Annotated in this window: 15 protein-coding genes and 1 tRNA gene; 11 read left to right on the top strand and 5 right to left on the bottom strand. The window is 61.2% G+C overall.

From position 1 onward, the window contains the following. Positions 1–4 precede the first annotated feature (4 nt). From uca to ACVW0Y_RS17875, 10 genes are all read left to right on the top strand, one after another. Complete coding sequence (gene uca / locus ACVW0Y_RS17920; RefSeq protein WP_457440055.1) at positions 5–3,610, top strand: urea carboxylase; 3,606 nt, start codon at positions 5–7, stop codon at positions 3,608–3,610. A 110-nt stretch (positions 3,611–3,720) separates the two neighbouring features. Continuing rightward, positions 3,721–5,523, top strand: a complete 1,803-nt coding sequence (gene atzF / locus ACVW0Y_RS17915) for an allophanate hydrolase (protein ID WP_457440053.1) — start codon at positions 3,721–3,723, stop codon at positions 5,521–5,523. Positions 5,524–5,603: 80 nt separating this feature from the next. After that, a complete protein-coding gene (locus tag ACVW0Y_RS17910; protein WP_457440051.1) occupies positions 5,604–5,831 on the top strand; it encodes a cysteine-rich CWC family protein in 228 nt (75 codons plus the stop codon). 51 nt (positions 5,832–5,882) lie between these two features. Beyond that, positions 5,883–6,575 (top strand): pseudouridine synthase, encoded by a 693-nt coding sequence (locus ACVW0Y_RS17905; protein WP_457440049.1) that lies wholly within the window; start codon positions 5,883–5,885, stop codon positions 6,573–6,575. A gap of 104 nt (positions 6,576–6,679) precedes the next feature. After that, the gene (locus ACVW0Y_RS17900) at positions 6,680–7,711 is read left to right on the top strand and encodes a L,D-transpeptidase (protein WP_457440048.1); all 1,032 of its coding nucleotides are present in this window, start codon (positions 6,680–6,682) and stop codon (positions 7,709–7,711) included. A 111-nt stretch (positions 7,712–7,822) separates the two neighbouring features. Beyond that, entirely contained in the window at positions 7,823–8,515 is a 693-nt protein-coding gene (locus tag ACVW0Y_RS17895; RefSeq protein ID WP_457440228.1) for a murein L,D-transpeptidase catalytic domain family protein, read from the top strand. A 417-nt stretch (positions 8,516–8,932) separates the two neighbouring features. Then, positions 8,933–9,805 (top strand): alpha/beta fold hydrolase, encoded by an 873-nt coding sequence (locus ACVW0Y_RS17890; protein WP_457440046.1) that lies wholly within the window; start codon positions 8,933–8,935, stop codon positions 9,803–9,805. A gap of 100 nt (positions 9,806–9,905) precedes the next feature. Then, positions 9,906–9,979 (top strand) — tRNA-Gly (locus ACVW0Y_RS17885). Between the two features lie 412 nt (positions 9,980–10,391). Continuing rightward, positions 10,392–10,988, top strand: a complete 597-nt coding sequence (gene nudK / locus ACVW0Y_RS17880; RefSeq protein WP_457440044.1) for a GDP-mannose pyrophosphatase NudK — start codon at positions 10,392–10,394, stop codon at positions 10,986–10,988. Between the two features lie 128 nt (positions 10,989–11,116). After that, the gene (locus ACVW0Y_RS17875; RefSeq protein ID WP_457440226.1) at positions 11,117–12,052 is read left to right on the top strand and encodes a helix-turn-helix transcriptional regulator; all 936 of its coding nucleotides are present in this window, start codon (positions 11,117–11,119) and stop codon (positions 12,050–12,052) included. Between the two features lie 39 nt (positions 12,053–12,091). Here the strand turns inward: ACVW0Y_RS17875 and ACVW0Y_RS17870 are convergent, their stop codons facing one another. From ACVW0Y_RS17870 to ACVW0Y_RS17850, 5 genes are all read right to left on the bottom strand, one after another. After that, positions 12,092–14,014, bottom strand: coding sequence for a tyrosine-protein phosphatase (locus ACVW0Y_RS17870; RefSeq protein ID WP_457440042.1), 1,923 nt, complete (start codon positions 14,012–14,014; stop codon positions 12,092–12,094). A 191-nt stretch (positions 14,015–14,205) separates the two neighbouring features. After that, a complete protein-coding gene (locus ACVW0Y_RS17865) occupies positions 14,206–15,060 on the bottom strand; it encodes a tetratricopeptide repeat protein (RefSeq protein ID WP_457440040.1) in 855 nt (284 codons plus the stop codon). A 256-nt stretch (positions 15,061–15,316) separates the two neighbouring features. After that, positions 15,317–16,225: an alpha/beta hydrolase gene (locus tag ACVW0Y_RS17860; RefSeq protein ID WP_457440038.1), complete on the bottom strand. Its 909-nt coding sequence runs from the start codon at positions 16,223–16,225 to the stop codon at positions 15,317–15,319. Positions 16,226–16,376: 151 nt separating this feature from the next. Beyond that, positions 16,377–16,907 (bottom strand): glyoxalase superfamily protein, encoded by a 531-nt coding sequence (locus ACVW0Y_RS17855; protein WP_457440036.1) that lies wholly within the window; start codon positions 16,905–16,907, stop codon positions 16,377–16,379. A gap of 200 nt (positions 16,908–17,107) precedes the next feature. Then, positions 17,108–17,629, bottom strand: coding sequence for a DUF4124 domain-containing protein (locus ACVW0Y_RS17850; RefSeq protein ID WP_457440034.1), 522 nt, complete (start codon positions 17,627–17,629; stop codon positions 17,108–17,110). A gap of 167 nt (positions 17,630–17,796) precedes the next feature. Here ACVW0Y_RS17850 and ACVW0Y_RS17845 point away from each other — a divergent pair, with 167 nt between their 5' ends. After that, positions 17,797–18,060 (top strand): hypothetical protein, encoded by a 264-nt coding sequence (locus ACVW0Y_RS17845; protein WP_457440032.1) that lies wholly within the window; start codon positions 17,797–17,799, stop codon positions 18,058–18,060. The last annotated feature ends 230 nt before the right edge of the window (positions 18,061–18,290 follow it).

Genomic DNA, 18,290 nt, shown 5'->3' with positions numbered 1-18,290 from the left:
CGACATGTTCAACAAACTGCTGATCGCCAACCGTGGCGCCATTGCCTGCCGCATTCTGCGCACCCTGCGTGCCTTGGAAGTAAAAGGCGTGGCCGTGTATTCCGAGGCCGATGCCGCCAGCCTGCATATCCAGCAGGCCGACGAGGCCTACAGCCTGGGTGAAGGGGCCGCTGCCGGCACCTACCTGAAGGTCGAAAAAATCCTCGCCATCGCCAAGCAGACCGGTGCCCAGGCCATTCACCCGGGCTACGGTTTTCTCTCGGAAAACGCCGCCTTTGCCGAAGCCTGTGAGGCGGCCGGTATCGCCTTTGTCGGCCCGACCCCGGAGCAACTGCGGGTGTTCGGCCTCAAGCACACCGCCCGTGCCCTGGCCAAGCAACATGGCGTGGCGATGCTCGAGGGCACCGAGCTGTTGGAAAACCTCGACGCCGCGCTAATCGCCGGTGAGCAGGTGGGCTACCCGGTGATGCTGAAAAGCACCGCCGGCGGTGGCGGCATCGGCATGCGCGTGTGCCGCTCGGCGGCTGAGCTGAGCGAAGCCTTCGACGCGGTAAAACGCCTGGGGCAGAACAACTTCAGCGACGCCGGGGTATTTATCGAGAAATACATCCAGCGCGCCCGTCACCTGGAAGTGCAGGTGTTCGGCGACGGCCAGGGCGAGGTGATCGCCCTCGGCGTGCGCGACTGCTCGGTGCAGCGGCGCAACCAGAAAGTGCTGGAAGAAACCCCGGCCACCAACCTGCCCGCCGGCATGGCTGAGGAACTCTGCGCCGCCGCCATCAAGCTGGCCAAGGCGGTGAACTACCGTAGCGCCGGCACCGTGGAGTTTGTTTACGACAGCGAGGCGAGCCAGTTCTACTTCCTGGAAGTGAACACCCGCCTGCAGGTAGAACACGGCGTTACCGAACAGGTGTGGGGCGTGGATCTGGTGAGCTGGATGATCCAGCTCGCCGCTGGTGACCTGGCGCCGCTGAGCGAATTGATCAAGGGCCTGAGCCCCAAGGGCCACGCCATTCAGGCCCGTCTGTATGCCGAAGACCCGGGCCGCGACTTCCAGCCCAGCCCCGGCCTGCTCACCGCCGTGCAGTTTCCACCGGCCGATGGCAAAACCCTGCGCATCGACACCTGGGTAGAAGCCGGCTGCGAGATTCCGCCCTACTTCGACCCGATGATCGCCAAGCTGATTGCCTGGGCACCGAGCCGCGAAGAAGCCCGTAGCGGGCTGTACAACGCTCTGGGCGAGAGCGTGTTGTACGGCGTGGAAAGCAACCGCGACTACCTGCGCCAGATTATCCAAGATGCCCCCTTCGCCAGCGGCAATCCCTGGACCCGCTGCCTGGAGCAGTTGGTGTACCAGGCCGACACCGTCGAAGTGCTGGGTGCCGGTACCCAGACCACCGTGCAGGACTACCCCGGTCGCCTCGGCTACTGGGCCGTCGGCGTACCGCCGTCAGGGCCGATGGATGACCGCGCACTACGCCTGGGCAACCGTCTGCTGGGCAATGCCGAGGGCGCTGCCGCGCTGGAAATCACCATGAGCGGCCCGACCCTGCGCTTCAACACCGACGCCGTGGTGGCGGTGACCGGTGCCGAAATCCCCCTGAGCCTGGATGGCGTGGCCCAGGCCATGAACAGCACCCTGCTGATCAAAGCCGGTAGCACCCTGAGCCTCGGCACCATCGCCGCAGCCGGCGCGCGCAGCTACCTGTGCCTGCGCGGCGGCCTGCAAGTGCCGGACTACCTGGGCAGCAAAAGCACCTTTACCCTTGGCCAGTTTGGCGGCCATGGTGGCCGTGCCCTGCGCGCCGGCGATGTGCTGCATATTCCGCCACTGAGCGACGACAGCCACGGCGTCAGCCTGAACACCGACCTGTGCCAACCGCTGCCAGCTGTTCGCACAATCCGGGTGATTTACGGCCCGCATGGCGCGCCCGAATACTTCACCGCCGAGTACATAGACACCTTCTTCGCCACCCACTGGGAAGTGCATTTCAACTCCAGCCGCACCGGCGTGCGCCTGATCGGGCCCAAGCCACAATGGGTGCGCGAGAGCGGTGGCGAGGCCGGGCTGCACCCGTCCAATATCCACGACAACCCATACGCCATTGGCGCGGTGGATTTCACCGGCGATATGCCGGTGATCCTCGGCCCGGATGGGCCGAGCCTGGGCGGCTTTGTTTGCCCGGTAACCATTATCGAAGCGGACCTGTGGCAGCTAGGCCAACTCAAGGCTGGGGACAAAGTGCAGTTCACCCCGGTAGATATCGCCAGCGCCCGCGAGCTGGCCAAGGCCCGGCGGCAGGAGTCCGTCAGCCTGGTGCCGCAAACAGCGGCAGTAGCGCCAGCGGCCAGCGCCTTGGCCTCGCCGATCGTGCTCGACCTTGGAGAGAACGACACCCGCCTGGTCGCCCGCCTTTCCGGCGACACCCACCTGCTGGTGGAGATCGGCGCGCCGGAGCTTGATCTGGTCCTGCGTTTCCGTGGCCACGCCTTGATGCAAGCCCTGCAAGCCAAAGCCCTGGACGGCGTGATCGACCTGACCCCGGGCATCCGTTCGCTGCAAGTGCACTACCAGCCGGAAACCCTCAGCCTCACCGACCTGCTCGGCATCATCGCCGGCGAGTGGGACGCCGTATGCGCCGCACAAAACCTGGAAGTGCCGTCGCGCATCGTGCACCTGCCGCTGTCCTGGGATGACCCGGCATGCCAGTTGGCCATCGAGAAATACATGACCACCGTGCGCAAAGACGCGCCCTGGTGCCCGAGCAACCTGGAGTTTATCCGCCGCATCAACGACCTGCCCAACCTCGACGAGGTGTACCGCACCGTGTTCGACGCCAGCTACCTGGTGATGGGCCTGGGCGATGTCTACCTCGGTGCCCCGGTAGCCACGCCGCTGGACCCGCGCCACCGTCTGGTGACCACCAAATACAACCCGGCCCGTACCTGGACCGCGGAAAACTCGGTGGGCATCGGCGGTGCCTATATGTGCGTGTATGGCATGGAAGGCCCCGGCGGCTACCAATTCGTTGGCCGCACCCTGCAGATGTGGAACCGCTACCGCGAAGTCGCCGCCTTCGATGGCAAACCGTGGCTATTGCGCTTCTTCGACCAGATCCGTTTTTACCCGGTAGGTGCCGACGAGCTGCTGCAGATCCGCAAGGATTTCCCCCTGGGCCGCTACGACCTGCAGATCGAACACAGCGTGCTCAACCTCGCCGACTACCAAGCCTTTCTGGCCAGGGAAGCCGACACCATCGGTGCCTTCCGCCGTCAGCAGCAAGGTGCCTTCAACGCCGAACGGGAACGCTGGATCGCCAGCGGCCAGGCGCACTTCGACAGCGAAGAGGCGCTGGCCGAGCAAGGCGAAGATGCGCCATTGGCGGCCGGCCAGCACAGCATTGAAAGCCATATCGCCGGTAACCTTTGGCAGGTACAGGTGGAGGCCGGAAACAGCGTTAAGGCCGGCGATGTGCTGGTGATTCTCGAGTCGATGAAAATGGAAATCCCCCTGCTCGCCCCGCGTGACGGGGTGGTCAAAGAGGTGCGGGTGCAACCGGGTTCGGCCGTGCGCGCCGGGCAGCGTGTAGTCGTCCTGGAAGAAATCTAAAGCCCAACTCATATCCCCGTAGGAGCGGCTTCAGCCGCGATGTTCTTGATCTTGAAAAGCATCGCGGCTGAAGCCGCTCCTACGGGAGTTGCGTACCAAGGAGCCACCTTATGAACCACCCATACGACCTGCGCCTTAGCGCCGTCAAAGCCACCTACCTGGCCGGCACCACCACGCCACGGCAACTGCTCGGCGCGCTGCGTGAACACGCCGCGGCGCTGAATCCTGAATTCAATCTGTTTATCCATCTGCTCAGCGCAGAAGAACTGGAGCCCTACCTCGCCGCCCTGGATGGCAAGAGCGCCGACAGCCTGCCGCTGTTCGGAGTGCCGTTTGCGATCAAGGACAATATCGACCTCGCCGGTATCCCCACCACCGCCGCATGCCCGGCCTTTGCCTATACCCCAAGCAAGTCGGCCAGCCTGGTCCAACAGTTGATCGCCCTGGGTGCCGTGCCACTGGGCAAGACCAACCTCGACCAGTTCGCCACCGGCCTCAACGGCACCCGCTCGCCCTATGGCCCGTGCCGCAACAGCGTGCATCCGGATTACCCGTCGGGTGGTTCCAGCGCCGGTTCGTCCCTGGCGGTCGCACTCGGCCTGGCCAGCTTCGCCCTGGGTACCGACACCGCCGGCTCCGGTCGCGTACCGGCGGCACTGAACAATCTGCTCGGGCTAAAAGCCAGCAAAGGCCTGCTCTCCACTGCCGGTGTAGTTCCCGCCTGCCGTACCCTGGATTGCGTCACCTACTTCACCGCCAGTGCCCGGGAAGCCAGCCATTTGCTCGGCCTTACCGCCGGCCTCGACCCAGCCGACGCCTATAGCCGCAAAAACCCGCTGTGGAACGATGCCAGCGCCTTTGGCGTGGCACGCCCCGGCTTCCGTTTTGGCGTGCCCAAGCAGCTTGAATTCCTCGGCTGCCCGGAGAGCCCGGCACTGTTCGGCGCCACCATCAAGCACCTCGAAGCCCTGGGTGGCATAGCGGTGGAGTTGGACTTCGAGCCCTTCGCCGAAGCCGCGCGCCTGCTCTATGAAGGCCCGTGGGTGGCCGAGCGTTACAGCGTGGCTGGCGAGCTGATCGAAGCGCAGCCGGATGCGGTATTGCCGGTGATTCATGCCGTGCTTTCCAAAGCCCCGGGCACCACCGCCGTGCAGCTGTTCCGCGCCCAGTACCGTCTGCAGGAACTCAAAGCCATCTGCGACCGCGCCATGGCCGCGCTGGATTGCGTGCTGACCCCGGCCTACCCGCGCCCCGTGACCCTCGCCGAGCTGGACGCCGAACCGGTCAAACGCAACTCGGACCTCGGCTACTACACCAACTTTATGAATATGCTCGACTACGCCGCTGTCGCCGTGCCGGCAGGCTTTATGGCCAATGGTTTGCCCTGGGGCGTAACCCTGTTTGGTCGCCCCTTCACCGACCAGTACCTGCTGAGCCTGGCCGAAGGTCTGCAGTGCGAAACCGACCTGCCCTTGGCCGGTGAGCGCAGCCTGAGCGTCAGCGCGCCGGCAACCGTCGCCCGCCACGACCTGGCACGGCTGGTGGTGTGCGGCGCGCACCTGGACGGTCTGCCGCTTAACTGGCAGCTCAAGCAACGTGGCGGCCGTCTGCTGCAAGCCACGCAGAGCTCAGCGGATTACCAGCTCTGGGCGCTGGCCGGCGGCCCGCCCTTTCGCCCAGGCATGATGCGTGTAGCCGACGGCGGCGTGGCCATCGAGGTGGAGGTCTGGGAACTGCCGAGCAGCGAGCTGGGCTCGTTCCTCACCGGCATTCCGGCACCACTGGGGCTGGGCAAGGTGCAACTGGCCGATGGCAGCTGGGAAAGCGGCTTTATCTGCGAACCTTATGGCTTGGCAGGGGCGACCGATATCAGCCACTTTGGCGGCTGGCGGGCGTATCTGAAAAGTAAATAGCCGCCGAGCGCGCACGGTCCCACGGGGGTGGCGTTGCGGTTATAGCTGACGCAACGCCTGTCGCGAGCTAGCATGGCGCCATGTCCACCTCCCCTCCCCGCCCTGATGCCGATCGCTGCCCACTGTGTGGGCAGTTGAATCAGTGCACCCAGGCTGATCCCGCCACCGCAGCCGATGAGTGTTGGTGTTTTAGCGCGACGGTTTCGGCCGAGGCATTGGCGCGCTTGAGTGCCGAGCAGATTGATAAAAGCTGTTTGTGCCCGAAGTGCGCCTTGGCCCTTGTGGAGGCTTCAGCCTCGAGTTCTTGATCTTCAAAGCATCGAGGCCAACGCCTCTCCCAGACGAAACCCAATAGCCCCATGCGCCTCGACCGATTCCTCGCCAACCTGCCCGCCGCCAACCGCTTCGATGCCCGCCAGCAACTGGCTGCCGGGCGGGTGAAGGTGGATGGCGAGGTGGTGCGCGACGGGCTGTTGGATATCCGCGAATTCCAGCGCGTGGAGCTGGACGAACAGCTGCTGCAAGCGGGCAAACCGGCGTTGTACTTTATGCTGCACAAACCGGCCGGCTACGTCAGCGCCACCGAACACGATGAGCATCCGACAGTGCTGGACCTGCTCACCGAAGCCCGTCAACACCCTCTGCACCTGGCCGGGCGACTGGACCTTACCACCACCGGTTTGCTGCTGCTGAGCAACGACGGCCAGTGGTCGCGCCGCGTAACCCAGCCCACAAACAAACAGCCCAAGGTCTACTACGTCGAGACCGAACAGCCGATCAGCGCCGAGTACATCGAGGTGTTTGCCCAGGGCCTGTACTTCGCCTATGAAGACCTCACCACCCTGCCCGCCGGTCTGGAAATCCTCAGCCCCCATAGCGCACGGCTGACCCTGTATGAAGGCCGTTATCACCAGGTAAAGCGCATGTTCGGGCACTTTCAGAACAAGGTTGTGCGCCTGCATCGGGAAAGCGTGGGTGCGCTGGTACTCGACCCCGCCCTGACACCCGGCCAATACCGCACCCTTACCCCAGACGAAATCGCCGCGTTCTGACTCCAACATCATTCCCGAACGGCTTTTGATTTGCGGCAAAAAAAATCACGACTAAAGTCGCTGCTACGGGCTCAAAACCCAACCAGCCGTTTTGGAGGGCCACGATGAAGGCGCTGTCGTTATTAGTCGGTTTGTGGGTTGTGATCAGCCTTAGCGGCGCCGTTAGCGCTCCAGCCAGTCTGGCTCCGGTACCGCCGGCAACGGACTTGCGCCAGCGCTTGCAGGAGCTTAAACCGGGGCAATTTCTCTGGAACCCGCAAGTGTCGCCGCAAGGGCCGGTGACGGTAGTCGTCAGCCTTACCGAGCAGCGCGCCTACGTGTACCGCAATGGCATCGCCATTGGCGTCAGCACCATCAGCAGCGGCAAGAAAGGCAAGGAAACCCCGACCGGGGTGTTCAGCATTCTGCAAAAAAAAGTCGACCATAAATCCGACCTCTACAACAGCGCGCCCATGCCCTATATGCAGCGCCTGACCTGGGACGGCATCGCCCTGCACGCCGGCCACCTGCCCGGCTACCCGGCCTCCCACGGCTGCGTGCGACTGCCCATCGAGTTCGCCAAGAAGCTGTTCGAAACCACCGGTTTCAGTTCGACCACAGTTATCGTCACCGATGCCCACAGTGCGCCCGTAGAGGTTTACCACCCTGGCCTGCTGGCACCGACAGTCAGCGCGGGCAAACCGGTGGCCACCGCAGTGCTCAGCAGCGAGACCTTCTGGAATGACCCGGGTGACAGTGGCGGCCCCCTGTCGGTGCTGGTCAGCCGTGCCGATTTGCGTGCCTATGTCTTCCGAGGCGGCCAACTGGTGGGCAGCGCACCGGTGCTGGCGCTGGACAGCAACCAACAGCACCACGGCATGGCGGTGTTTTCCTTGCTGGAAAAACCCATCATCAATGAGCTGATGCCGGCCCGGCCGCTGCACTGGTCAGCGATCCAGGTAAGCAACCCGGAGTTCGGCAATTCGCCACGCGAGCAGCTCGGTTCGCTTAACGTCGACCCGGACTTTCTGAAAAATCTGCAGGCCGCCATGGATGTCGGCACCACCCTGGTGATAACCGATCTGGCCTCCACCGCGGAGACTCGCAGCAACGGCAACTTCACCGTAATCACCACCGAAGCGGAAAAAACCAAGTAACCGCTGGTCAAAAAATGATCGGAAGCCAAGCGCCAATTGTGCACAATGCCCGCGCACAACTACTCAAACAGGGCTATCTGCTTGTTGATTCGACTGACTTGGGGGAGCGCCCTGCGGCGCTGCGCGGGCTACTGCGGCCTGCTTCTGCTGACCACCAGCTTCGCGGCAAAGGCGCAACCGCTGCCTAGCGCCACGGACCTGCAACGCCTGGCACCAAGCGCCAGCCTCACCGCCCTGAAACTGGCGCTCACCGCGTACCAGTGCGCGAGCCAGGCCGATCCGAATAAGCTGCTCACCGTTATCGACTACTCCAAACCCTCGCGGGACAAGCGCCTGTGGGTGTTCGACCTGAAGCAGAAAAAACTGCTGTTCGAAGAGTGGGTTGCCCATGGCAAGAACAGCGGTGCCGACCTGGCGACCTCGTTCTCCAATGTCCCCAACAGCTACCAGAGCTCCATCGGCCTGTATCAGACCGGCGAAACCTACAGCGGCAAACACGGCCGTTCGCTGCGCCTGCTGGGCCTGGAACCGGGCTTCAACGACAACAGCCAATCGCGCGCCATCGTTATGCATGCCGCCGCCTATGCCGACCCGAAAGTAGTGCCCGGTCTGGGTCGTCTGGGTCGCAGCCAGGGCTGCCCCGCCGTGCGCCCGGCGATTGCCGGCAAACTGATCGACACCCTGAAAAGCGGCAGCTACGTGTTCGCCTACTACCCGCAACAGCAGTGGCTGAATCGCTCGCGCTACCTCGGCGGACAAAGCTGCCCAAGCACCGGCGAAACCCTGGCCGTCCTGCAGAAATAAACGACACGCTGCGGGCACCAGAACCGGTCACTCATCGGACAGCCCGCTATCAGACGTTTCAATTACCGAAAAAGCCCTCGCCCACGCTTGCAGCTGAAAACAGCAAGTGCTTAACTCGAGTCACAAGGTCAGAGCGTGACTTACCAGTCACGGCGACCATCTAAGCACTTCCCCGGTTACTGGCGCTCTGCGCCAATTGGATTCCTGCCTGGTTCACCCGCCTTTTCACACGCGTTCCCCACGCCGTGTGGCAGTTGCGTTGTTCGATCCTAACCGCTTTAAAAACAATAACTTATAAATTTTAATGGCTGACATTCAGTTGTCATGTCCAGGCGTTTTGCTGTCTGCCCTACACGGCTCTTTTCAGCGGCGACCCCGCTTATGTGAGCACTACCTTGCGCCAAGGAGGAAGACGACATGAGGCCAGAAACCGCAGTCGTTCATGCATACAGTCACAATGTGCACACCGAGTACTACGCCAACCCGGCGGCGCGTAAAACCGTCATCCTGGTAAACGGTTCGTTGGCCACCACCGCCTCATTCGCGCACACGCTCAAATACCTCACACCGAAATTCAACGTGGTCTGCTACGACCAGCCCTACGCCGGCCAATCAAAAGCGCACAACGTCCATGTGCACCCGTTGAGCAAAGAAGACGAAGCGGAAATTCTGCTGGAGCTGATCGAGCACTTCGACGCGGACTATTTATCGTCGTTTTCCTGGGGCGGCGTGGCCTCGTTGCTGGCCTTGGCCCAGCGCCCCAAACGCATCGAGAAAGCGGTGATCAACTCGTTCTCGCCACTGCTCAACGAGCCCATGCTCGACTACCTGGAAAAAGGCCTGTACTACCTGCAGACCATGGACCGCGACAAGATGGGCCATCTGGTCAACAACACCATCGGCAAACACCTGCCGTCCCTGTTCAAACGCTACAACCACCGGCATATCAGCACCCTGCACGACCACGAATACCGGCAGATGCACGCCCATATCCACAAAGTGCTGCACCTCGACACCCACTGCCACATGGCCTGCCTGCACAGCATCGATACGCCGCTGTTGTTTATCAACGGCGAACACGACGAATACACCACCGCCACCGATGCGCGCATCTTTGGCAACCACCTCAACGACTGCCAATTCACCACCGTGAGCAACGCCGGACATTTCCTCGACATGGAACACAAAGGTGCCTGGCAACAAACCCAGAACGCCATGCTTGGCTTTCTGCAAACCGGTAACCAGCAACGCCGCCCGGTACACGACAACACGGCTGCCATTGCGGTGTAAAACGCGGAGAGGTTTGTCCGCCCGCAGTGAAAAACATCGCCCTGTTATCACTGCGGGCTTCAATTCCCCGCCCGCTTCTGGTACAAAGTCACCCGCAAAAGCGGGTGTCGTATAATGGCATTACTCCAGCTTCCCAAGCTGATAACGAGGGTTCGATTCCCTTCACCCGCTCCAGATTCGAAACAACAAAAAGCCCCGCTGATGCGGGGCTTTTTGGTTTCTGGGTTTTGGGCTGTTGAAAAGGTGTCGAAACCGGCAATCTCCACCTGTCTTTCATGGAGTATTTGCCGTGGTGTTCTTTGCTATCGACCGACGCGGACTGGACGATTTCCTAACACTGAAACCCGCGAGCGCGACGCTCTGGATTACCGCTGATGTGCTTATACAAGAAGAGCTTGATGCCTTGCGAACTCGCGGAACTGCCGTCACAACCTTCAACTATTCTCTGAGCCGCAAAGACATTTCTGGCATTGAGCAAGCGGTTGCGACAATACGCGAGCATCATCTAGGGCAGACAGTTTGGGTCGGTTGCTAACGAGGCGACTGCGTCTAACCGCTTCGTCACCCACCTTTCGGAGACTCCAGCTTGAGCGAAACCTTGCCTACCAAAGACCGTGTACGTATCAAACAGGTCGAACTGCTCTCGGACAATTGGTACATCCTGCGCAAAACCACTTTCGATTACCGGCGCCCTGACGGCAGCTGGCAAACCCAGACCCGCGAGACCTATGACCGGGGTAATGGCGCGACCATTCTGTTGTACAACCGCGTCAAGCAAACGGTGATTCTTACCCGCCAGTTTCGCTTTGCTGCGTTTGTGAATGAGCATGACGGCATGCTGATCGAGACCTGCGCCGGGCTGCTGGATCGGGACGATCCGATCACCTGTATTCGCAAGGAAACCGAAGAGGAAACCGGTTACCGCATCGAGCATGTGCGCAAGGTGTTCGAGGCGTTTATGAGCCCCGGCTCGGTGACCGAGCGGCTGTATTTTTTCGTGGGTGAATATGGGGATAGCGACCGTATCGGTGACGGTGGCGGGCTGGCGAATGAAGGTGAGGAGATCGAGGTGCTTGAGCTGCCCTTCGAGCAAACCCTGAAGATGATCGAAAGCGGTGAAATCACTGACGGCAAGACCATCATGCTGCTGCAGTACGCGAAGATGAACGCACTGCTCGACTGAGCAGCCGAGCAATCCCGTCATCCAACTGTCACCCCCACTTGCTACCGTCCGCGCGCCCTTCCAGCCAGTGGACGCCCAGGTTGAATTCGCTCAGTTCGCGCAAGCAAATCGTTATCCGCTCCGATGCCATGGACGCCGATCAGTTCGGCGCGGTGTATTCGCGACTGTTCGGCAATGTCTATGCCGATCTGCCGCGCCTGGAGCAGAAGATCATCATCGCCGGGGTGTATGGCCGGCATGAGGGGGTGAGCTTTCGGCGTATGGATTATCGTGGTGAATTCAGCACCGCCCTGCCCGATCTGGATGATGAAATCACCTTTGTGGTGCCCACCGCCGGCACCATTGTGTTTCGGCAGAACAGCGAGCTGGTCGGCACGCCGCAGGTGGGCCTGGCGGTGGAAAAGGCCAGTGTGCGTTCGGTGCGTTTTCTCGATGGCCATGGGCAATATGGCCTGTCGGTTCGCCGCTCGTTGTTCGCCCAGCGGCTGGCCACGCTGCTGGGTAAACCCATTATCGACAAGGTGCGCTTTCAGCCGATGGTGGATTTCAATCAGGCGGCGTTTCAGGGGATCAAGGCGATTGTCGGGTTGGCCACGGGCAGCGAGTTCGATCTGTTGATCAATTCCAGCGCGCTGATGCCCAGCCGTTTACAGGAGATGCTGGTGGACGCGGTGCTGGACAGCTGGCCGCACAATTACAGCGAAGCACTGCAACGGCGCAGCCCGACGATTGCGCCGCGGCATGTGAAGTTGGCGCTGGAGTATATCCAGGCGCACCCCGATGCACTGGTCAGCGGCACTGAGTTGGCGGCGCTGAGCAATGTCAGTTTGCGCGCCTTGCAGGATGGCTTTCGGCGTTTTGTTGGCTGCTCGATTATCGAGTACCAGCGGCAGGTGCGGCTACAGCGCGCACGCGAGGTGTTGCTGGAGGATGGCTCGTTATCGGTCACGGACGTAGCGCTGCGTTTGGGCTTCAGCAATGTCGGGCGCTTCTGTCAGTATTTCCAGAGTGCCTATGGCGTCAGTCCGGCGGATATGAAGAAGGGCTTGCGCAGCCGTCACTGAAGCCATCCGCCGCCTGCTAGCGGCGGATGGTCTCTGCGGTCAGAACAGGTAGCTGGCCTTCAGGCTGCCGCTGAAGCCGTGGCTGTCGCCGCCACCGCTGGCACCCACATCGGCACCGACGCTCAGAGCGCCGAGGCTGGCAGTGAGATTCACCGCGCCGCTGAACAGATCGCGGTTATCAAAGGCGGCGCGCTGTTCGATATCCAGGCCCAGCAGGTGCCCTTCGCTGTCGACTTGCTGCTCGCCCAGGGCACGCTCGTAACCGACCTCAACACCCGGCACCACTTGCCAACCGCCACGGGCGGCGATGGGCGCGAACGAGGTTTTCAGGTTGGCCACGGCGCTGCTACGGGTTTCCTGAATGCCATCGACATCCAGGGCCAGGTCGTTGCCTTTTTCCTCAAAGCCGGACAGGTGCAGATGGCTCACCCGCAGGCCCAGGCTTGGTTCCAGGGTCAGATCGGTCATCGGCAAGCGATAGCCGAGGGCCAGGCTGGCACCGCTCAGGCTGCCGTGGCTGTTGCCTTTGGCTGAGCCGAGGCCACCGCCCAGATCACGTTTGCTGTCGTAGTCCAGATAACCCAGGCTGGCCTTGGCGTCGACAAACAGGCCCTGCTGCAGCATGCCCGGCGCAAAGCGCGCGCCGCCGCTGACGAAAGTCAGGTCGGTATCCACCTCGCCCCCATCGCCGCCCACACTGCCCTTGCTGTAACCAAAGCCGGCATGGCCGCTGAGCTGCTCGGAAAAGCGCTGGGTCAGCCCCACCATGCTGCCTTGGGTGTGCTCGTTGCTGCTGGCGGCCTGGCTGGAGCCGTCGGTGCCCAGGTAGCCGGCCACAGCCGTGGTCCACAGGCGACTTTGCCCGACCTTCAGATCGATACCGCTGATATAGGGCGCAGCAGCCTGGTCGATCAAGGCATCCTGGCGCAGCAGGTAGCTGGCGGCATCGGCATGCACCTGGCCGCCGATGGTGGACTCCACACCGCCCAGGGTGCCGGCATCGATGGCCGATTGCAGGTAGAAGTTGTAGGCCGAGTAGGTGCCCGACAGGCTGCTGTTCTGCAATTGCTGCAACAGCAGGGCACCGGCCGAGGCGTTGCCCTGGGCCGCCACTTCGCCGGGCAGGCTGCTGTAATAAACCATCTTGGCGCGCAGCACATAGATGGTTTCCTGCGACAGGCCCAGGCCTTGTTTCAGGTAGTTGTCCATGCTGCCGTATTCGGCGCTCACTTCATCCAGGCCGGCTTGCAGGTAGCTGGCTTGCACACCCAGCAACGGCGCGTAAATGGCCGCCATGCTGGCTGGCAAATAAGCCAGAGTCGCGGCCACCCGGACGGCGGTGTAGTCGTTGGTGGCCAGGTAGTCGCTCATGATGGTGGCGCTCTCCACCCCGGCAATACTTAGCAGCACCGCGGTGGTCCAGCCGGTGCGGTCCTTGCCTGCGGTGCAGTGAAACAACGCCGCGCCATCCGCTGTAGCCAGCTCGTTGAACAGGCTGGAGAACTGACTGCGCATGCCGCTATCGCTGACGAAGGCGCGGTTGGTGTCCTCCATCATGGCGATGGCCTGGGCGGCGCTGGTGAAGTTGATAGTGGTGATATTCGCCCCGGACGTGGCGCTGCCGATGATGTCGATATTGCTGTAGCTGGCACCGGTCAGCAGGGTGTCCGGCGTGGTGGCGATTTCGCTTGGCGTGCGCAGATCGAAAACATCAGTGATGCCCAGGCTATTCAAGGTGGCCAGGTCGGATGCAGTGGGCGTGATCGCATTGGAGCGATAGAACTGCCCGGCCCGCATCACCCCATCGTTGGCCGTGGTGTAGGCCGTGGTGGTGCCGGCGATATCGCGGAAGTTATCGATGCCGGTCAGGCGCGGGGTATCCAGCGTATAGGTCTCGGCAGCCTGGGCAGCGGCAATGGACAGACTGAGCACGGACAGGGAACACAGCAGACGTTGCAGCACGATGTAGCCTCATTGATGCGAATTGAGGCTGGCCACTATCTACAGCGCCGGGTGCGCCAATATGACAAACAACCCACGTCGGCAAATGCCTGCGCGATTGGTCCGTGGGTTGCGTTTTTGGTCCGTGGATATTTTTTAGATGAGCGCTCCCTTAGCGTCCCTGCCACATTAATAGCCGTACTCCGTCAGCTCTACCCGCCTGCCCGCTGCTGAAACTCGGCCAGATCCTCCTCGGCACGCTCTAGCCAATAGTCGTCATCCGCCTCACGCGCCAAGGCCAGGCGCTGCTGGAAGTAGCCCAGCGCGCGGGCATTGTCGCCGCGTTCATGGGCCAGCACGCCAAGCTGAAACAGGCCGTCCAGTTCGATATCCAGCTTGCCGTGTTGGCGCGACAAGCTGATCACCCGTTGCAGATAAGCCTCGCTCTGCGCCCAGTCCTTTAGCTCGTAACTGTTCTGCGCCAGGTTGGTGAGCATGCCGGTCAGCTCGGCTTCATCGGTGCCAAACGCCGCTTCGCCGTCCGCCAGCAGTTGCTGGTTATAGGCCAGGGCAGCAGCGAACTCGCCATGCACATGCAGCCAGTAGCCCAGCTCCTGACGCAGGCCAAACTGCTGGCGTTGGCTCAGGCTGTGGTCTTGCGGCAGCAGGGCAATGGCCGCGCGCAAAAATTCGATAACCTGTGCCGGCTGTTCCAACTCGGCAGCGCCCAGCGACAGGCTGTAGTTCAGCGCCAACACCTCTTCCGGCGGCAGTACCGGATTGGCTTTTTCAATGGCCAGGGCTTGCAGGCCGTAGGTGCGCTGGTCTTCCCATTCATCGCGCTTGCCCTGTAGCAATGCCAGGGCGGCATAGAGCTGGGCCAGTTCAACGGAGTTGTCGCCCTGGGCTTTGGCCAGCGGCAATAAGGCAGTCAGATCGGCGTGCATTTGCGCGCCGCTGAACATGCCTTCGGGGTCATGCAGGGTGGCGCTCAACGGGGTGAAACGTGCGGCGAAGGTTTGTTGCGGTACGGCAATAACGACGGGAGGGTTGCTTGCATCCTGCATCGGGAACTCCTTGGCTGGATAGTCGAACGGTGATGGGCCAGCGGCACCCTTTTATTCATTTTTGATACGGGCCACTACAGGCTTGGGTGAACAGCCAGCCACAACGCGAACAAACTTGCCATTACTCGCTGCGACTTTCGGCGAATGCTTTCGCCACCCGACCTAACGCTTGCCGGTCTTCCTCGCTCATCACTCGATAAGCGAGGAGCAACTCCGCCTCCTCGACCGACAGACTGTCCTCTTTTTTGCGTGTGCCCTACTGGCTGATGAACTCGCGAATTGCTTTGGTGACCGCCCCGGGGGCTTCTTCCATCAGCCAGTGGCCGGCACCGGGCACCACCAGCTCGGTGACGTTATCGGCGGCGTTGCGCATAACGATGGCTTCGTTGGCGCCGAAGGATTTCTCGCCACCGATGGCCAGTACCGGCATGGGCAGGCGGCTGGTGTTGCTGGCTTTGTTGTCGATGTCATCCTGGCGGATGGCGTGGAACTGTTCGAAGGCGGCGTGCATGGCGCCGGGCCGCGCATAGAGTTTGGCGTAGTGCTGGCGGGTGGCTTCATCGACTTTTTTCGGGTCGCCGGCGAATTCGTTCCAGAAGCGGTCGAGGTAGATGCGTTCACGGCCGGCTACCAGGCGCTCCATGTCTTTGCCGCCAAAGTCGAAGTGCCAGAGCATGGGCGAGCGGACGATGTCGTTCCATGGCGGGATGCCAGGTACCGGGGCGTCCATCACCACCAGACGCTCGGTTTGCTGGGGGTAACGGGCAGCATAGGCGTAGGCGACCATGGTGCCGATGTCGTGGCCGACGATCACGGCGTGGTCGATATTGAGCTTGGTCAGCAAGCCACGGATATCGCCGGCCTGGGTCTTTTTGTCGTAGCCGCTGGCGGGGATGGAGGACAGGCCCATGCCACGCAGGTCGGGCACCACCACGGTGTGATCGCGGCTGAGGTCGGCGGCCAGGGGCTCCCACATATCGCCGGTGTCGCCAAAGCCGTGGATAAGCACCACTGCCGGTCCATGACCGCCGACGCGCACGTGCAGGGTCACGCCGTCGAGGGCGATGTCCTGGGTTTTGAAGGTGACGGGAAATGGGCTGATGCCGGCATAGGCAGGCAGGGCCAGAACGAGCAACGACAGGACGCTCAGTAACGGTCGAATCATGGTGTGCTCCAAGTGGGTAATGCCCGGATGGGCGTGGTGATCGGAGCTGAGCGTAGTTGCTTTGGGCGCTGGTGCACGCTGGCGAAAATCTGGGCCCGACGCATCGCAACCCAGAGTCTTGCCGCGTTCACCTCAGGAAAGGCGTAGGCCTTCAGCTTTGGCTAAACCGAATGCGGTTACCAAAGGGGTCATGCACTTCCATGATCTTGCCCCAGGGCATTTCTTCGATACCGGGCCGGCCGTAACCGTACTGCTTGGCGATCAGCTCATCACGGTAGGCGGCAATATTGTGCATGGGCACATATACCGTGGAACCCGGGCTGGCATCGCCATGGTGTTCGGACAGATGCAGCTGCAAGCCGGCGCGCTCGATGCCCAGGTACAAAGGCAACGAGGCTTCGAAGCGGTGCTCGAATTCGACGCTAAAGCCGAGAAAGCCCAGGTAAAACTCACGGGCTTTGGCTTCGTCGAAAATGCGCAGAATCGGAATGGCCTTGTCGAAGGCGATACCGCTGGGCGTGCTGCCTTCGGGAAGCCGGGCGCTGGCGGTGTTCCAGTCTTTGAAGCCCAGTTGTTGGGCCACCAGGTCCAGGGCCGCGGAATGGGACAGTTCGTGCTGTTGCGCTGCCAGGGCGGTACGCAGCGCTTTGGCCATCTGCTTGGCGATAACGAGGGTGGACATAGTTCCTCCAGGGGTCGAAGCCTGTCAGTGCTCGCGTTGCCAACCTTCGACGGTCTAGAAGAACCAGGGAATGGGGGGGTTACCGCAATGCTTTCACCGTACCCAGAGGGTGCGAGAGACAGGCAGCATCGGCCTGCCGCGGATGATAGGCAAATTATTGCTCGGCGAAAACCTCTGAAGTGGCAAAGCCAAAATGGCCGTCACTGTTTACCGAGTTTTTTGTTGAGCATTGCTTCCAGGGCACCTGAGCAGGCCATCACACCACCGCCGCGAGACAGACATTCATAGTTCTTACGATCTTTGCCTTTGCTGGCCAGGCAGTTGGTCCGGGTAATCTTTCCATTGGCGAACGCCAGCATCGCCAGTTTCGAATTGGCTTGATCCGCGTTTATTCTGCCCTTCTGCTTTGCCGCTTGAACCGTCTCTTTCAAGTTGGCCATGTCGATCACCGTCCAGCGCATGGCTTCGTCGCACATTTCAGCATCTGACGGTTGGTCTTTACCGGCGCTACTGCCAGTGCCGCCAATATCGCTAGCCGCCTCCGCGGGCGGACCGTCGCTCACATAACCCTGCTGAACTTTCACTTCCTGCACTGCCTGGTTGGCCGGCGGCTGATTGCCGAAGTGCTTCTGGCCGTTCTCATCGACCCAGGTGTACACCTGCGCCTGCAGGGGCAGTACGCAACCGAGAAATAGCAAGGGGAGTAAGCGGCGGCCGAGCATGGTTCAAGTCCTTTTGAAGAGGCGCGAATAGCGCTGGGCGCACTGTAATCAGGGCTTGCGTGGTTGCCAATAGTGGACGGAATGACGCCCTACCGGCTTCTGCTATAGTTTTGAGGGCGTGGCGCACGGCAACAGTTTGTTGGATAAATCTACTCAGGAACTTAGGCATGCGAATCGTAATGGCTCTTTTATGCACGTTTTTGCTCTCCTTGACACTGCCATCTCTGTCATTTGCCGGTTCCAATTGTGACAAGTCAGACAAAAACTGTTTTAAAAATAACGGCAATCAAAAAGGGAAAGGCAATTGCAATGAAAATGGCAATTGTGAGAAGGCCAAGGATAAAGCCAATAACGATGATTACTCGGTCGATTGCCGGGAGATAAATAATCTTGTCCTGCGTCGTGAGTGCCTTGAGAGGCGCAGAGATTGAATCAACTCCAACTCACACATTGATTTTGCAAATTGGCGAAATTTTTTATATCGCCAATCACTCCGGTGAAGCACGACATCTAATTATGAAACAATCGGGGACAGACCACGTTTTTTAGTACTACACAAAACGTGGTCTGAACCACCCCCGATTTCTCGGACAGTTTAATTACGCACTTCATTCATGGCACTGAACTCCAGCGGTGTACGGTATCCCAGGGCGCTGTGTAT

It is taken from the genome of Pseudomonas sp. TE3786, assembly GCF_054057335.1.
This window is presented reverse-complemented; position numbering and strand designations above follow the sequence as displayed.

Excerpts from the sequence above, each read along its gene's own strand:
- uca (WP_457440055.1), top strand. The coding sequence starts at position 5 with ATGTTCAACAAACTGCTGATCGCCAACCGTGGCGCCATTGCCTGCCGC.
- ACVW0Y_RS17860 (WP_457440038.1), bottom strand. The coding sequence starts at position 16,225 with ATGATTCGACCGTTACTGAGCGTCCTGTCGTTGCTCGTTCTGGCCCTG.
- ACVW0Y_RS17900 (WP_457440048.1), top strand. The coding sequence starts at position 6,680 with ATGAAGGCGCTGTCGTTATTAGTCGGTTTGTGGGTTGTGATCAGCCTT.
- ACVW0Y_RS17910 (WP_457440051.1), top strand. The coding sequence starts at position 5,604 with ATGTCCACCTCCCCTCCCCGCCCTGATGCCGATCGCTGCCCACTGTGT.
- ACVW0Y_RS17875 (WP_457440226.1), top strand. The coding sequence starts at position 11,117 with ATGGACGCCGATCAGTTCGGCGCGGTGTATTCGCGACTGTTCGGCAAT.
- ACVW0Y_RS17845 (WP_457440032.1), top strand. The coding sequence starts at position 17,797 with ATGCGAATCGTAATGGCTCTTTTATGCACGTTTTTGCTCTCCTTGACA.
- atzF (WP_457440053.1), top strand. The coding sequence starts at position 3,721 with ATGAACCACCCATACGACCTGCGCCTTAGCGCCGTCAAAGCCACCTAC.
- ACVW0Y_RS17855 (WP_457440036.1), bottom strand. The coding sequence starts at position 16,907 with ATGTCCACCCTCGTTATCGCCAAGCAGATGGCCAAAGCGCTGCGTACC.
- ACVW0Y_RS17905 (WP_457440049.1), top strand. The coding sequence starts at position 5,883 with ATGCGCCTCGACCGATTCCTCGCCAACCTGCCCGCCGCCAACCGCTTC.
- ACVW0Y_RS17865 (WP_457440040.1), bottom strand. The coding sequence starts at position 15,060 with ATGCAGGATGCAAGCAACCCTCCCGTCGTTATTGCCGTACCGCAACAA.
- ACVW0Y_RS17850 (WP_457440034.1), bottom strand. The coding sequence starts at position 17,629 with ATGCTCGGCCGCCGCTTACTCCCCTTGCTATTTCTCGGTTGCGTACTG.
- ACVW0Y_RS17890 (WP_457440046.1), top strand. The coding sequence starts at position 8,933 with ATGAGGCCAGAAACCGCAGTCGTTCATGCATACAGTCACAATGTGCAC.